The organism is Enterovibrio calviensis DSM 14347 (assembly GCF_000621165.1).
Lineage (GTDB): Bacteria > Pseudomonadota > Gammaproteobacteria > Enterobacterales > Vibrionaceae > Enterovibrio > Enterovibrio calviensis.
This window is the reverse complement of the sequence record NZ_JHZA01000021.1, coordinates 12,001-27,647: the sequence shown is the minus strand read 5'-3', so window position 1 is coordinate 27,647 and position 15,647 is coordinate 12,001. Positions and strand designations below refer to the sequence as shown.

Here is a 15,647-nt window from a genome sequence, read left to right as displayed (position 1 = left end):
TAGTGGCATAATCCGCGAATTAGAAAAAAGAATTTTCAAGGATACTCTCGTGATCAATGAAATTAACGCAGATGCGAAAGAACGCATGCAGAAAAGCGTTGAAGCGCTGAAGAATACTCTGTCTAAAATCCGTACTGGCCGTGCACACCCTGCATTGCTAGATGGCCTGTCTGTAGAATACTACGGTGCGCCGACTCCCCTGAAGCAATTGGCTTCTATCGTTGCTGAAGACTCACGCACACTGGCTATTACAGTTTTCGATCGTTCAATATCGCAAGCGGTAGAGAAAGCGATCATGAGCTCAAGCTTGGGTCTGAACCCTATGTCTGCGGGTGCAGTCATTCGTGTTCCATTGCCACCATTGACTGAAGAGCGTCGTCGTGACCTCGTTAAGATCGTTCGTGGTGAAGCAGAAGGCGGTCGTGTTGCTGTACGTAACATTCGTCGTGATGCAAACAGCGATTTGAAAGGTCTTCTGAAAGAGAAAGACATTTCTGAAGATGACGAGCGTCGTGGTCAAGACGATATCCAAAAGCTGACTGATGCAGCAGTAAAAGATATTGACGCGATTCTTGAAGCGAAAGAAAAAGAGTTGATGGAAGTCTAATTCCGGCTACACTCTGATTCCATTGCCAAAGCGCTGTGCTAGCAGTACAGCGCTTTTTATTTGCGAAGGATAATGATGAGCTCCCAATCCTCCTGTCTAGAGATAGACCCTAGCCTGCTTCCCAAACACATTGCCGTCATTATGGACGGAAATGGCCGTTGGGCAAAAGCACGCGGTAAAGCCCGAATGTTTGGGCACAAAGCCGGTGTTGATGCTGTTCGAAAAACGGTTTCTACTGCTAACCGCCTCGGCATACAAGTACTCACCCTGTTTGCGTTCAGCAGTGAGAACTGGCGCCGTCCGGAAGAAGAAGTCAGCCTATTGATGGAGCTTTTTGTCACGGTTTTAGGACGTGAAGTAAAACGCCTTCATAAAAATGGTGTTCGGCTCAAGGTAATCGGCGATAAGTCGCGATTTAGTCAGTCATTACAAGATAAGATTGCGTCGGCAGAAGCGCTGACTGCGAACAACCGTGGACTCACTTTAAACGTGGCCGCTAATTACGGCGGACAATGGGATATATTACAAGCAGTTCAAAAATTGGCGGGTCAAGTTGAACGTGGAGAAATTCCACCGCAACAGTTGACCGAAGCCGATATTCAAGCACATCTAACAACAGCGTTTATGCCTGATGTTGATTTGATGATTCGAACCAGTGGAGAGTGCCGCATCAGCAACTTTATGTTGTGGCAGGCAGCTTATGCAGAGCTGTATTTTACTGAACAGTTTTGGCCCGACTTCGATGAGACCAGTCTTACCGAAGCCATCGCTTGGTTTATCAACCGTGAGCGCCGTTTTGGCTGCACCGGTGAACAAATTAAGGCCATGTTACAAGTAGAAAAATAGAGGGTTTCGTTTGCTGAAACAACGTGTCTTAACGGCTTCTGTGTTAGCGCCATTAGTTATCGCAGGTATCTTCTTTTTGCCGTTCCAACTTTTTATTATTGCCGTGGCTGGTGTTACCCTGCTTGGTCACTGGGAATGGACAAAATTTGTCGTAACGTCTTCTCGTCTGGGGGCTTTTTTCGTGCCCGCAGCGGTACTTCTTAGCTCGGCGTTTTTACTGCCACTGTCAGAATTAGGGATGAATTTATCCACATTCAATGCAGGCGCGATTGCGTTAATCGGTGCACTGTGGTGGTTAGTGGCAACGGGTATGGTTTTGAAGTACCCCAAAGCAACAGGGTGGTGGGCTAACAGTGCTCCGTTGCAACAAGTCTTCGGCGTATTAACATTGGTTCCATTTCTATGGAGTGTTCTGTTACTTCGTGCTTATCACTATGAACTTGACCCTTTTCTCGGCGCTAAATTGGTATTGACGGTTTGTCTGCTGGTTTGGGCTGCTGACACAGGGGCGTACTTTTCAGGTAAGCGCTTCGGTAAACGCAAAATGGCACCTTCTGTTAGCCCAAATAAGACGGTTGAAGGTCTTATTGGTGGTTTGATTGCATCGGTTGCTGTCACTCTTGCTGCGGCGAATTACTTTTCGATTCCGTTTTCTTCACTCCCGATGCTTGGCGTTGTTGCTTTGGTGACATCATTTGCCTCCGTACTGGGCGACCTTGCTGAAAGCATGTTTAAGCGAGTAGCTGGTGTGAAAGACAGTGGCAGTATTCTTCCTGGTCATGGCGGAATACTGGATAGAATCGACAGCCTAACTGCTGCCTTTCCTGTTTTCACCGTATTGTATTTCTGGTTGGCATAAATCATTCACCGGCATTTTGCCGGTGAGTTGTCTTTTGACCAGACGAAACAATGATTAGAGTTTTCTATGCGTAATTTAACGATTCTTGGTGCAACAGGCTCAATTGGGACAAGCACGCTAGCAGTCGTCGAAAAAAATCCTTCGGCGTACCGTGTCTTTGCCATTGCCGCGAATGCTAACGTCAATGAAATGCTGCTTCTGTGTTTGAAGTGGAGCCCCAAGTTTGCAGCAATGGCTGATGATACGGCTGCAAAATCTTTGCGTTTGGCTCTGGCCAACCAAGGTTCGAAAACAGAAGTGCTCAGTGGCATTGACGGCCTATGTGCGATTGCTTGCCATGATGACGTCGATACCGTGATGGCGGCAGTGGTGGGGGCGGCAGGTTTAATGCCCACCATGGCAGCGGTAAAAGCGGGTAAGCGTATCCTGTTAGCGAATAAAGAAGCCCTCGTCATGTCTGGGCAGTTCTTTATTGATGCCGTGCATCAGTATGGCGCAGAGTTGCTTCCTGTCGACAGTGAACACAACGCGATATTCCAATGTCTCCCTGCGTCTATTCAATCCAATCCCGGTATTTGCGATCTCGCCTCTGAAGGTGTCAGTAAGATTTTGCTGACAGGCTCTGGTGGGCCGTTTCGTTATACCGATATTGATGTTTTGGCATCGGTTACGCCAGCTCAAGCTATCGCCCATCCAAATTGGTCGATGGGTCCTAAAATCTCGGTAGATTCCGCCACCATGATGAATAAGGGGTTGGAATATATCGAAGCGCGTTGGCTATTTAATGCTAAACGAGATCAGCTTGATGTGATCATTCATCCACAGTCTGTTATCCATTCTATGGTTCAGTATCGCGACGGCTCAGTGTTAGCACAAATGGGTCATCCTGATATGTGTACGCCGATCGCGTATGCCATGTCTTATCCTAATCGCATTGACGCAGGTGTGAAGCCACTCGACTTTAGTGAAGTCGGTGATTTTACCTTCTTGAAACCCGATTTTGATCGCTACCCTTGCCTGAAACTTGCCATCGAAGCGTGTTACGTTGGCCAAGCAGCTACCACCACACTAAACGCTGCGAACGAAGTCGCCGTTGAGGCATTTCTGGCTGGCAATATTGGATTTATGCAGATTGCCGAGATCAATGATGCTGTGCTACAACGGGCTGAGTTAATGGAGCCATCAAGCATGGAATGTTTACTTGAAATTGATACTAAGGCGCGTGAAATGGCAAAAGACTGCATGAAAGGATTGACGCGATGAGCGGCATTCTTTGGAATTTACTTTTCTTCATCGTTGCGCTCGGTATTTTGGTAGCCGTGCATGAGTATGGGCATTTTTGGGTTGCTCGCCGATGTGGTGTGAAAGTCGAGCGCTTCTCTATTGGTTTTGGTAAGGCGATTTGGCAACGCGTCGGCAAAGACGGTACCGAATACACGATTGCTATGATACCGCTTGGTGGTTATGTCAAAATGCTCGACGAGCGTGTTGACGATGTGCCTCCTGAACAAAAAGACATGGCATTCAACAATCGTCCATTGTGGCAACGCAGTGCTATTGTCGCAGCAGGTCCTCTTGCCAATTTCCTGTTTGCCATCGTGGCTTACTGGCTAGTGATGGTGATGGGTACACCTGCGATAAAGCCAGTGATTGGTGAGGTAGCTCCCCAATCTATTGCTGCGCAGGCCGGATTAGAGAGTGGCATGGAACTTACTGCCGTATCTGGTATCCAAACGCCTGATTGGGAATCTGTTAACTTGCAGCTTATTTCGCATATTGGTGATGACGAAATGACGTTATCGGTGATGCCGAACGAGAGTGCAGGTTATACGGTCGATAAATCGTTGGATTTGACTACCTGGTCTTTTGATCCTGAGTATCAATCAGCGTTACGTACATTAGGATTAACACCTTATTCGCCGGAGATCACTAACGTGATCGCGCAGGTTATTGAGGGGAGCGCAGCAGAACAGGCTGGTTTGCAAGTTGGTGACAAATTGGTCTCAGTTGACGGTCAAACCGTTGATGATTGGAGTTTGATTGTCAATGTTGTTCGAGCTCACCCAGAAATGATGCTGCCAATCGTTGTGAATCGAGATGGACGTGACATGACGTTCTCGCTGACTCCGAATAGCCGCGAGCAAGGGAATAAGCAAGTTGGTTACGCTGGGTTCGCCCCACAAGTTGGGGAATGGCCAGAAACGTACCGCTTTACACTGCAGTATGGCCCGTTAGAAGCCATTCCTGCCGCTATGGACAAAACGTGGCAGGTGGTGGTGCTGACTGCACAAATGATCAAAAAGTTATTCACGGGCGATGTCGCCGTGAAAAACTTGAGTGGCCCAATTTCAATTGCCAAAGGTGCAGGGATGACCGCGGACTTCGGTCTGGTATACTTTCTTGGTTTTCTCGCGCTGATTAGCGTGAATTTAGGCATTATTAACCTGTTACCGTTACCGGTTCTTGATGGCGGACACCTGTTATTTTTTGGTGTTGAAGCCGTGACACGCCGCCCCGTTTCTGAACGTGTGCAGGATATAGGATATCGGGTTGGTTCAGCCATTATCGTAGTACTGATGGCCGTGGCGTTATTTAACGATTTTGCCCGACTATAAAATCAGCGTTTAGCAAGGACACTCAGAGCAGCAATGGCGATGAAAAAACTTTTACTGGCCTCTCTTCTTCTTTCAAGTTCTGTTACGGCCGATGAGTTCGTAGTAGAAGACATTCGATTTGAGGGGCTCCAGCGAGTCAGTCTCGGTGCGGCGTTGCTTTCGATGCCCGTGCGAGTTGGCGACAATATTGATGAAGGCGATGTATCAGGGATCATCAAATCCTTGTTCTCATCAGGGAACTTCGAAAACGTTCGAGTCTTTAGGGATGGTGATGACCTTCTCGTTAAGGTGATTGAGCGACCAACGGTGGCGAGTATTTCGTTTTCAGGAAATTCTGCCATCGAAGATGAGCAGCTTTCTGAGAATCTCGCCGCGTCAGGTTTACGCGTTGGTGAAGCGCTTGATCGCACCACGCTCTCAAATATCGAAAAGGGACTGGAAGATTTCTATTACAGCGTGGGTAAGTATAACGCGCTGGTCAACGCCGTTATCACCCCACTTCCGCGTAATCGCGCCGACATTAAGTTTGTATTCACTGAAGGTGTTTCTGCGACCATCCAGCAGATCAATTTCATTGGCAACACGGTGTTTAGCGACGAAGAACTTAAAAATAATTTTAAGCTACGTGCAAATGTGCCTTGGTGGAATTTTCTCGCCAATGAACAGTATCAAAAACAAGTGCTGGCCGGCGATTTAGAGAGCCTTCGCTCATTCTATCTCAACCGTGGCTATTTGAAATTCCGTGTTGACGCGACAAACGTCTCCATTTCGCCTGACAAAAAGGGCGTGTATATCACCCTTAACATCGATGAAGGGCAACCGTATACGGTTTCTGACGTCAATGTGCGTGGCGGAAAGGACAGTGCTGCATTTGCTTCGCTTGTGCCATTTGAGGACGGCGAAGTCTACAGCGGCGAGAAAGTGACGCGCTTAGAAGATGAAGTTAAGCGAGCGCTGGGCGAACAAGGTTATGCCTACCCGCAAGTTGCTACCATTCCTGAATTTAACGACGATGCAAACACCGTTGCCTTAAACGTGAATGTCGATCCGGGCAAGCGTGTTTATGTTCGCAACATTAAGTTCTCTGGTAACCAGATCACTCGTGATGAGGTATTACGCCGAGAAATGCGTCAGATGGAAGGTTCATGGCTTAATGCTAAGTCAGTAGAAACCAGTAAAGAGCGCCTTAATCGACTCGGCTTTTTCGAAACTGTTGATGTTCGCACAACCCGTGTTCCAGGTACTGATGATCAGGTCGATGTAGAGTATTTCGTCAAAGAAACCAACTCCGGCAGTGTGAACTTTGGTATTGGTTACGGTACTGAGTCGGGCATTAGTTTCCAAGCAGGCTTACAGCAAGACAACTTTGCGGGTTCGGGTAATCGTTTTGGTATCAATGCCATGATTAACGATTATCAAAAAAACCTGACATTGGATTATCGCGACCCATACTGGACACTTGATGGCATCAGTTTGGGCGGAAAGATTTTTTATAATGAGTTTGAAGCGTCAGACGCAAACATCGTTGATTATACCGACAAAAGCTATGGCACTAGCCTAACGTGGGGTTTCCCATTTGATGAGCTGAACTACTTCGATTTCTCGCTGGGGTATACCCATCGCCAAATTGAAAATCTGGGCGGCTATTATCAGATCCAGAAATTCCTCGATTCAATGGGAGACAACGTGACTGATGACAGCGGGCTAGAAGTCGATGACTTTGATTGGTCTGTTAGTTGGAGTCGCAACAACCTTAACCGAGGTTTCTTCCCAACTGCTGGTAATTATCAACGTGCATCATTCCGCATGACGGTTCCGGGTTCTGATGCCCAGTACTTTAAAGCGCAATATGATGTAAGACAGTACGTACCATTGACTGAATCACACAGCTTCTCGCTGCTCATGCGCGGCCGTCTGGGATACGGTAATGGCTATGGCAAGAACGACGAGAATGAGTACTTACTGCCGTTCTATGAAAACTTCTATGCTGGTGGTTACTCAACACTGCGTGGCTTCCGCTCGAACACTGCTGGCCCTAAAGCGGTGTATGACCAAGGCGCAGGCAATAATCCAGCGTTGGTGGGTAGCAACGACTCTGTAGGTGGTAACGCCATTGCATTGGCAAGTGTCGAGTTAATCGTGCCAACGCCGTTTGTTTCTGTCGAAATGAAAAACTCGATTCGTACGAGTGTGTTTGTTGATGCCGCCTCGGTATGGGATACCGAGTATGACTTAGATAATGCTCGCGTTATCAGCGGACAAGAATACATTTACGACTATAGCGACCCAAGCAATTATCGTGCGTCTTATGGGGCGGCTATTCAGTGGCGCTCTCCGATGGGGCCGCTGGTGTTCTCGTTGTCGAAGCCTATCAAGAGTTACGAAGGCGATGATGAAGAATTCTTTACCTTCACAATTGGCCAAACGTTCTGATTTTCAATATTAGGAGAATAGATTGAAACCTACTATCAAAGCGGCAGGCCTTTGCCTAGCCATGTTCAGTGCTTCTGTATTTGCATCTGCGGCTGAAGCGGCTCAAAAAGTTGGCTACGTTGCGACGGGTCCTGTGCTGGCTCAAATGGCCAAGCAAAGCAATGTGAGCGAAAATCTGCGCAAAGAGTTTAAAGACCGCATTGCCGAAGTTGAGCGTTTGGAAAGCAAGTTGCAAAAAGGCGTTGAAAAACTGAAGCGTAATGGCGAGCTGATGAGTGATAGCGAGCGCACTAAGCTTCAACGCGAACTACAATCTTATGATGCAGACTACAAGCTTAAAGTCGGCAATCTGAAAGAAGATGAGCGTAAACGTAGTGCTGAAGAACAACGTAAATTAGTAGAAAAACTGCAAAAGGCCATCACACGTCTTGCGAAAAAAGAAGGCTATGACATGGTGTTAGATCGTCAAGCCGTTTTGTATGCAAGCCCGAAAGATGACCTATCAGAGAAAGTACTGAAAGCAGTCAAATAAGTAAGGTAAAAAATGGCTTCTATTACGCTCGCTGAATTAGCGGAAAAACTGGGTGCTGAATTGCATGGCGACGGTACAGTTGTCATCTCTTCAATTGCGGGTATGGATAAGGCTGCTGATGGGCAGATTACATTTTTGTCGAGCAGCAAGTACCGTAAACACCTCGCACAATGTCAAGCCAGCGCGGTGATGGTCAAGGAAGCCGACCTCGCATACTGCAGTGGCAATGCGCTTGTGGTTAAAGACCCGTATTTAGGTTATGCATTGACAGCTCAGCTGTTAGATTCGACGCCGCGTTGCGCGACCGATATTGCGCCTAGTGCATATGTGTCACCGTCCGCAATACTTGGAGAGGGCGTCTCTATTGGTCACAATGCCGTGATCGAAGAGGGTGCTGAGCTTGGTGACCATGTTCAAGTCGGCGCAGGTTCTTTTGTCGGTAAAAATGCAAAACTTGGCGCGAATACCAAGCTCTGGGCAAACGTGAGTGTCTATCATGGTGTTCAAATTGGTGCGTCTTGCTTAGTGCAGTCAGGCACTGTGATCGGTTCTGATGGTTTTGGTTATGCGAATGACAAAGGTCGCTGGGTTAAGATCCCTCAAGTCGGTACTGTGGTGATTGGCGATCGTGTCGAGATAGGCGCGTGTACGACGATCGACCGCGGTGCGCTTGATGACACCATTATTAGTGATGGTGTCATCATCGACAATCTTTGTCAGATCGCGCATAATGTTCAGATCGGCGAAAATACCGCCATTGCTGGTGCCACCGTCATGGCGGGAAGTACCAAAATAGGCAAACACTGCATTATTGGCGGTGCCTGTGTATTGAATGGCCACATTGAAATTACCGACGGTGTCACTATCACCGGTATGGGGATGGTGATGAGACCTATCACTGAGCCTGGTATGTATTCTTCGGGTATTCCACTTCAAGCGAATCGTGATTGGCGGAAAACTGCCGCACGTGTTATGAAGATCGAAGACATGCATAAACGATTAAAAGCCGTTGAAAAACAGCTAGAAGATAGCGAATAACTGCTGTCTTTAGATGGCCTGCGCTTGTAGATTCCGGAACATTGAGATACGTCTTAATCTACCGAATTCTCCAGAGTAGGCCATTTTGCGTTATCAACGACGAATAATAAGCTTTCATACGGGAATATTACTTTGAGTCGCGAAAACAACGTATTGACCATTAACGAAATTAAAGAATTGCTGCCACACCGTTATCCGTTTCTGCTTATCGACCGCGTTATTGATTTTGAAGAAGGTAAATATCTTCATGCCATCAAGAACGTGTCGGTTAATGAACCGCAATTTACGGGGCATTTCCCGCAGCTTCCTATTTTCCCAGGTGTTTTGATCCTTGAAGCCATGGCGCAAGCTACTGGCCTATTGGCATTCAAAACCTTTGGTAGTCCAAAAGAGAATGAACTTTACTACTTTGCGAGTATCGACAACGCCAAGTTCCGTGCGCCGGTGACGCCGGGCGATCAAATGGTGCTGGAAGTAGAGTTCCTTAAAGAAAGACGTGGCATTGCAGCCTTTACAGGTATTGCAAAAGTTGATGGTAAGGTTGTGTGTTCTGCCGACCTGAAGTGTGCCAGAAGAGAGTTTTAATTGTGATCCATGAATCTGCCCAAATTCACCCAACCGCAGTGGTTGAAGAGGGGGTAACCCTCGGCGCTAACGTTAAGATTGGCGCATTCAGCTTTGTAGGCACAGGGGTGGAGATCGGTGAAGGCACCGAAGTAAAAACGCATGTGGTTATTAAAGGCCCAACAAAAATTGGACGAGACAACAAGATCTTCCAATTTGCTTCAATTGGCGAAGAGTGCCAAGACCTGAAGTATGCTGGTGAACCCACCACGTTGGAAATTGGCGATCGCAATACGATTCGTGAAAGTGTCACCATGCATCGTGGCACGGTTCAAGATGGTGGTCATACCCAAGTTGGTAGCGATAATCTGTTCATGATTAACGCCCATGTTGCTCATGACTGCGTGATTGGTGATCGCTGTATTTTTGCCAATAACGCAACCCTTGCAGGCCACGTGACGGTAGGTGACTTTGCTATTGTTGGCGGCATGACGGCAATCCATCAGTTCTGTACGATTGGTAGTCATTGCATGCTCGGTGGCGGTTCAATCGTTGTAAAAGACGTACCTCCATACGTAATGGCACAAGGTAACCACTGCGAGCCGTTCGGTATCAATGTGGAAGGCCTTAAGCGTCGAGGCTTTGAAAAGAGCGCCATTAAAGCGATTCGTGCGGTTTATAAAGAAGTATACCGTTCAGGCAAAACGCTTGAAGAAGCGAAAAAGTCTGTCGCTGACATGGCGAAAGACGAAGAAGCGCTCCAGCTTTTTGTTGAATTCTTCGAAAAATCGAGCCGAGGTATTATTCGATAATGGCTGTTGTTGCTAAGCCGCTTCGAATTGGAATAGTCGCCGGAGAAATCTCCGGCGATATTTTAGGTGCAGGCTTTATAAAAGCGGTCAAAGCGCAATATCCTGATGCTGAATTTGTTGGGATTGCAGGCCCCAAAATGAAAGCTCTAGGGTGTGAAACCTTGTTCGATATGGAAGAGCTTTCCGTGATGGGCTTGGTGGAGGTGCTTGGTCGTCTGTCTCGTCTTTTAACGGTAAAGAGAGAACTCGTTGAGCATTTTGTCGCAAATCCGCCTGACGTATTTGTCGGTATTGATGCGCCAGATTTCAATTTGCGGCTTGAAAAGTCGCTGAAAGATGCGGGTATCAAGACCGTCCATTATGTCAGCCCAAGTGTATGGGCGTGGCGGCAAAAACGTATCTTTAAGATAGCCGCAGCCACAGATTTGGTACTGGCGCTCTTGCCTTTTGAAAAAGCGTTTTACGACAGGTTTAATGTGCCCTGTGACTTTGTTGGCCACACCATGGCTGACGATATCCCCTTAGAAAGTGATAAATCTGTTGCTCGTGAACTGTTAGGTTTAGCGCAAAACACTCGTTATCTCGCTGTGCTTCCAGGCAGTCGCGGTGGCGAGATGAAAATTCTCGCCCCAATATTTATCCAAACCTGTAAGTTACTCAAAGCGCGTTATCCTGACCTTGGCTTCGTCGTGGCTGTTGTGAATGAAAAGCGAAGAGAGCAGTTTGAGCTAGCGTGGAAAGACATCGCACCTGAGCTTGAGTTTACGTTGGTGGATGATACCGCTCGTAATGTGATTGCTGCATCAGACATGGTGCTTCTCGCGTCAGGTACCGTTGCGCTTGAGTGCATGCTAGTTAAGCGGCCAATGGTGGTAGGGTACAAAGTCAATGCCATTACTGCTTGGATTGCTCGTCGCCTAGTCAAAACAGAGTTTGTGTCTTTGCCAAATATTCTTGCTGGGCGAGAGTTAGTGCCAGAAAGAATACAAGAAGCATGCACACCAGAAGAATTGGTGACAGAGGTTTCGCGTTTTCTAGATAGTGACAATGCTGACTTAATGGCTGAATTCACGCGTTTACATGATGTTATTCGTTGTGATGCCGATAAAGCATCTGCGAAAGCTGTACTCAATTTAATAGGGCGATGAACCATGGATTTTGAACCTTTTGTTTATCCAAACGCCCAGCGTATTGCTGGTGTTGATGAAGTAGGCCGTGGTCCATTAGTCGGTGCTGTTGTCACCGCAGCCGTCATTTTGGATCCCAATAACCCGATTGAAGGGCTGACGGATTCAAAAAAACTGACTGAAAAAAAACGTGAAGCGCTCTTTGAAGTCATCAAAGAAAAAGCATTGGCGTGGTCACTTGGACGAGCAGAGCCCGAAGAAATTGATGACATTAATATTCTAGCGGCAACTATGCTTGCGATGGAACGTGCGGTGGCAGGCCTGCCGATTCAACCTGACTTTGTGCTTATTGATGGAAATCGCGTTCCTGCAGGGCTACCTATGCCAGGTGCTGCGGTGGTGAAAGGCGATTTGCGTGTCGCAGAAATCAGCGCAGCCTCTATCCTTGCTAAAGTTGTGCGTGACCGAGAAATGGAAGTGCTGGATGCTGAATTTCCTCAATATGGTTTTGCAAAGCACAAAGGTTATCCAACTAAGGCGCATTTTGAAGCACTTGAAGCGCATGGTGCAATCTCTCAGCACCGCAAGAGCTTTAAACCTGTAAAGAAAGCGCTAGGCATTGCATAATGCAGAGAGGGGAGTTTAGCTCCCCTTTTTTTCTCTATCAAATCATGAATCAGTAACGTACGAGTACTATGTCAGACCCACGCTTTATCCATCTACGTGTTCACAGTGACTATTCCATGGTCGACGGCCTTGGCAAGGTGCCGCCTTTAGTTAAAAAAGTGGGCGAACTTGGCATGCCTGCAATGGCGTTGACCGACTTTACGAACTTGTGTGGTTTGGTGAAGTTTTACAACACGGCGCAAACTTGCGGTGTGAAGCCCATCATCGGTGCTGACTTTAAAGTTCAATCACCGGCGTTTGGTGACGATCTATGTCAACTGACCGTGCTGGCAGCGAACAATGCGGGATACAAAAACCTGACGCTGCTGATCTCCAAAGCCTATCTTCGTGGCCATGTTCAACACCAACCCGTTATTGACCTCGAATGGCTTGGCGAACTGAGTGAAGGGTTAATTATCCTGTCAGGTGGGCGAAGAGGTGATCTTGGTAAAGCACTGCTGAAAGGTAATATGACACTCGCCAAGCAATGTGCGGCGTTTTACCAGACTCACTTTCCTGATGCGTATTACATCGAATTGATCCGCACAGGGCGTCCCGATGAGGACGCATATCTGCACTTTGCGTTAGATTTTGCTGCGGACAACGATTTGCCCGTAGTGGCGACGAACGAAGTGTGTTTCTTGTCGTCTGATCTTTTCGATGCTCATGAAATTCGCGTCGCCATTCACGATGGATTCACGCTTGAAGATCCGCGTCGTCCGAAAAACTACAGCCCGCAACAATATCTTCGCACCGCCGAGGAAATGTGTGAGCTATTTGAAGATATTCCCGAAGCACTCGCGAACTCAGTAGAGATTGCAAAGCGCTGTAATGTGACAGTGCGTTTGAATGAATACTTCTTGCCGAATTTTCCTACGGAAGGTTTAGAGATCGGAGAATTCTTAGTTAAGAAATCTCAAGAAGGTCTCGAAGAGCGCCTTGAATTCTTATTTCCCGATCCGGCAGATCGCGCTAATCGTCGTCCAGAGTATGACGATCGCCTAGATATAGAACTAAAAGTTATCAACCAAATGGGCTTCCCGGGTTACTTCCTCATCGTGATGGAGTTTATCCAGTGGTCGAAAGATAACGATATCCCTGTTGGCCCAGGGCGAGGGTCTGGTGCGGGTTCACTTGTTGCTTATGCACTGAAGATCACGGATCTCGATCCATTGGAGTTTGACCTCCTGTTCGAACGTTTTCTTAACCCAGAACGTGTTTCCATGCCCGACTTCGACGTCGACTTCTGTATGGATAAACGCGATAAGGTGATTGATCACGTAGCGGAAATGTATGGTCGTGATGCGGTATCACAGATCATTACCTTCGGTACCATGGCAGCGAAGGCGGTTATTCGAGACGTTGGCCGAGTGTTGGGGCACCCTTACGGTTTTGTTGATCGTATTTCTAAGATGGTACCACCCGATCCGGGTATGACACTGGCGAAAGCCTTTGATGCCGAGCCTCAGTTGGGTGAAGTTTATGAAGCTGATGAAGAAGTTCGTGAGCTAATAGATACTTGCCGAATCCTCGAAGGTTGTACGCGAAATGCGGGTAAACACGCGGGTGGCGTGGTTATCTCACCAACCACTATCACTGACTTTGCCCCCCTCTATTGTGACAGTGAAGGTCATTTCCCCGTCACCCAATTTGATAAGAATGACGTTGAAACCGCCGGCCTAGTTAAGTTCGACTTCTTAGGCTTGCGTACGCTCACCATCATTGATTGGGCGCTTAAGATGATTAACCCTCGTCTTCAAGCTGAGGGTCAGGAAGCGATACGCATTGAAGCTATTCCGATGGATGACATTGCGTCATTTAAGCTTCTGCAAAACTCAGAAACTACTGCCGTCTTCCAGTTGGAATCACGCGGTATGAAAGATCTTATCAAGCGTCTTCAACCAGACTGCTTTGAAGATATGATCGCACTGGTTGCATTGTTCCGTCCTGGTCCATTGCAATCAGGCATGGTTGACAACTTTATCGACCGTAAACGCGGCCGTGAAGTGGTGTCATACCCAGATGAAAAGTGGCAGCACGATTCGTTAAAAGAAATCCTTGAACCCACGTATGGCATCATTCTCTACCAAGAGCAGGTCATGCAGATCGCTCAGGTATTGTCTGGTTACACCCTAGGTGGTGCAGACATGTTGCGTCGCGCAATGGGTAAGAAGAAGCCCGAAGAAATGGCTAAACAGCGCGCCACGTTCGAAAGTGGCGCGGTGAATAACGGCGTGGACGGCGAGTTGGCGATGAAAATCTTCGACTTGGTTGAAAAGTTCGCGGGTTACGGCTTTAACAAATCGCACTCAGCAGCTTATGCCTTGGTGTCATACCAAACCCTTTGGCTAAAAACGCACTACCCCGCTGAATTCATGGCTGCGGTAATGACTGCAGATATGGATAACACAGACAAGATCGTTGGCCTTGTCGAAGAGTGTCGTCGCATGAAGTTGACGATGTTGCCTCCTGATGTGAATGCGGGTCTTTATCGCTTTAACGTGAATGACAAAGGCGAAATCGTCTACGGCATTGGTGCGATTAAAGGTGCAGGCGAAACACCGATTGAGAACATCATTGAGGCGCGAGAGAAAGGTGGATATTTCCGTGATCTTTTCGATTTCTGCGCGCGCGTCGATACCAAAAAAGTTAACAAGCGTGTCATTGAAAAATTGATTCAGGCTGGGGCGCTTGATCGCTTAGGTCCTCACCGTGCCGCCATGATGGCATCGTTGGATGATGCGATTAAAGCCGCCAGCCAACATCGTCAAGCTGAGGCGTTTGGTCAAGCGGATATGTTTGGCGTATTGACAGACGCACCTGAAGAGGTTGAACACAAATATGCCAATGTTCCGCATTGGCCTGAAAAAGTGTGGCTGGAAGGTGAGCGTGAAACGCTGGGTTTGTACCTAACAGGTCACCCAATTAATAGTTATGTGAAAGAACTTAAGCATTACATCACTTGGCGCTTAGAAGATGCACACGCAACAAAGCGCGACGTGGTGTCGACCGTTGCAGGTCTAGTGATTGCAGCTCGTGTGATGACGACCAAGCGTGGAACGCGTATTGGTATTCTAACGCTTGACGATCGATCAGGTCGCATGGAAGTGATGCTGTTCTCAGATGCATTAGAAAAGTACCTAGATCTTATTGAAAAAGACCGAATTTTAGTCGTTTCCGGACAGGTCAGCTTTGATGACTTCAATGGTGGCCTTAAAATGTCGGCACGAGAAGTGCTTGATCTCTCTCAAGCGCGTGAAAAGTACCTGCGTAGTCTTGCTATATCCGTGACTGACAGGCAAATTGATAACAAATTTTTTGAACGATTTAGTGAAATCCTAGAGCCTTATCGCGCAGGGACCGTTCCTGTTAATCTTTATTATCAGCGTGACGACGCTCGTGCGAAGTTGGTCTTAGGTACAGAATGGCGTATTACGCCCGATGATAAGCTCATCGATGATTTAAAAACGTTGCTCGGCGACAAACAGGTCGAGTTGGAATTTGACTGATACGTTTGCCCTGTTTGACATAACAGGGCAACTTAATTA

Annotated in this window: 13 protein-coding genes; all 13 read left to right on the top strand. The window is 47.5% G+C overall.

Annotated elements, in window-relative coordinates; genetic code table 11:
• The first annotated feature begins 49 nt into the window (after window positions 1-49).
• The 13 genes from frr to dnaE all read left to right on the top strand — a co-directional run bounded on the left by frr (window position 50) and on the right by dnaE (window position 15,608).
• Window positions 50-607 carry a ribosome recycling factor gene (frr, locus tag Q365_RS0116260; RefSeq protein ID WP_028024345.1) on the top strand — a complete coding sequence of 186 codons (558 nt, stop codon included), beginning with the start codon at window positions 50-52 and terminating at the stop codon, window positions 605-607.
• A gap of 75 nt (window positions 608-682) precedes the next feature.
• The gene (locus Q365_RS0116255; protein ID WP_035025196.1) at window positions 683-1,453 is read left to right on the top strand and encodes an isoprenyl transferase; all 771 of its coding nucleotides are present in this window, start codon (window positions 683-685) and stop codon (window positions 1,451-1,453) included.
• 10 nt (window positions 1,454-1,463) lie between these two features.
• Window positions 1,464-2,312 carry a phosphatidate cytidylyltransferase gene (locus Q365_RS0116250; RefSeq protein WP_028024343.1) on the top strand — a complete coding sequence of 283 codons (849 nt, stop codon included), beginning with the start codon at window positions 1,464-1,466 and terminating at the stop codon, window positions 2,310-2,312.
• Between the two features lie 66 nt (window positions 2,313-2,378).
• Window positions 2,379-3,575, top strand: a complete 1,197-nt coding sequence (gene ispC / locus Q365_RS0116245) for a 1-deoxy-D-xylulose-5-phosphate reductoisomerase (RefSeq protein WP_028024342.1) — start codon at window positions 2,379-2,381, stop codon at window positions 3,573-3,575.
• A complete protein-coding gene (gene rseP, locus Q365_RS0116240; RefSeq protein WP_028024341.1) occupies window positions 3,572-4,927 on the top strand; it encodes a sigma E protease regulator RseP in 1,356 nt (451 codons plus the stop codon). The genes ispC and rseP overlap by 4 nt, the downstream gene beginning before the upstream one ends.
• Window positions 4,928-4,960: 33 nt before the next feature.
• Entirely contained in the window at window positions 4,961-7,360 is a 2,400-nt protein-coding gene (gene bamA / locus Q365_RS0116235) for an outer membrane protein assembly factor BamA (RefSeq protein WP_028024340.1), read from the top strand.
• 22 nt (window positions 7,361-7,382) lie between these two features.
• On the top strand, window positions 7,383-7,892 hold the full coding sequence (locus Q365_RS0116230; protein WP_028024339.1) for an OmpH family outer membrane protein: 510 nt from the start codon (window positions 7,383-7,385) through the stop codon (window positions 7,890-7,892).
• A 12-nt stretch (window positions 7,893-7,904) separates the two neighbouring features.
• Window positions 7,905-8,930 carry a UDP-3-O-(3-hydroxymyristoyl)glucosamine N-acyltransferase gene (gene lpxD / locus Q365_RS0116225; RefSeq protein WP_028024338.1) on the top strand — a complete coding sequence of 342 codons (1,026 nt, stop codon included), beginning with the start codon at window positions 7,905-7,907 and terminating at the stop codon, window positions 8,928-8,930.
• 132 nt (window positions 8,931-9,062) lie between these two features.
• Window positions 9,063-9,515 (top strand): 3-hydroxyacyl-ACP dehydratase FabZ, encoded by a 453-nt coding sequence (gene fabZ / locus Q365_RS0116220; RefSeq protein WP_028024337.1) that lies wholly within the window; start codon window positions 9,063-9,065, stop codon window positions 9,513-9,515.
• 2 nt (window positions 9,516-9,517) lie between these two features.
• The gene (gene lpxA, locus Q365_RS0116215) at window positions 9,518-10,306 is read left to right on the top strand and encodes an acyl-ACP--UDP-N-acetylglucosamine O-acyltransferase (protein ID WP_028024336.1); all 789 of its coding nucleotides are present in this window, start codon (window positions 9,518-9,520) and stop codon (window positions 10,304-10,306) included.
• Window positions 10,306-11,454 carry a lipid-A-disaccharide synthase gene (gene lpxB / locus Q365_RS0116210; protein ID WP_028024335.1) on the top strand — a complete coding sequence of 383 codons (1,149 nt, stop codon included), beginning with the start codon at window positions 10,306-10,308 and terminating at the stop codon, window positions 11,452-11,454. Before lpxA ends, lpxB begins: the two co-directional genes overlap by 1 nt.
• 3 nt (window positions 11,455-11,457) lie before the next feature.
• Window positions 11,458-12,060, top strand: coding sequence for a ribonuclease HII (rnhB, locus tag Q365_RS26750; RefSeq protein ID WP_028024334.1), 603 nt, complete (start codon window positions 11,458-11,460; stop codon window positions 12,058-12,060).
• 68 nt (window positions 12,061-12,128) lie between these two features.
• Window positions 12,129-15,608 (top strand): DNA polymerase III subunit alpha, encoded by a 3,480-nt coding sequence (dnaE, locus tag Q365_RS0116200; RefSeq protein WP_028024333.1) that lies wholly within the window; start codon window positions 12,129-12,131, stop codon window positions 15,606-15,608.
• The last annotated feature ends 39 nt before the right edge of the window (window positions 15,609-15,647 follow it).

Coding starts and splice junctions, on each gene's coding strand:
- ispC (WP_028024342.1), top strand. CDS start 2,379: ATGCGTAATTTAACGATTCTTGGTGCAACAGGCTCAATTGGGACAAGC.
- rseP (WP_028024341.1), top strand. CDS start 3,572: ATGAGCGGCATTCTTTGGAATTTACTTTTCTTCATCGTTGCGCTCGGT.
- dnaE (WP_028024333.1), top strand. CDS start 12,129: ATGTCAGACCCACGCTTTATCCATCTACGTGTTCACAGTGACTATTCC.
- rnhB (WP_028024334.1), top strand. CDS start 11,458: ATGGATTTTGAACCTTTTGTTTATCCAAACGCCCAGCGTATTGCTGGT.
- bamA (WP_028024340.1), top strand. CDS start 4,961: ATGGCGATGAAAAAACTTTTACTGGCCTCTCTTCTTCTTTCAAGTTCT.
- Q365_RS0116255 (WP_035025196.1), top strand. CDS start 683: ATGAGCTCCCAATCCTCCTGTCTAGAGATAGACCCTAGCCTGCTTCCC.
- lpxB (WP_028024335.1), top strand. CDS start 10,306: ATGGCTGTTGTTGCTAAGCCGCTTCGAATTGGAATAGTCGCCGGAGAA.
- lpxD (WP_028024338.1), top strand. CDS start 7,905: ATGGCTTCTATTACGCTCGCTGAATTAGCGGAAAAACTGGGTGCTGAA.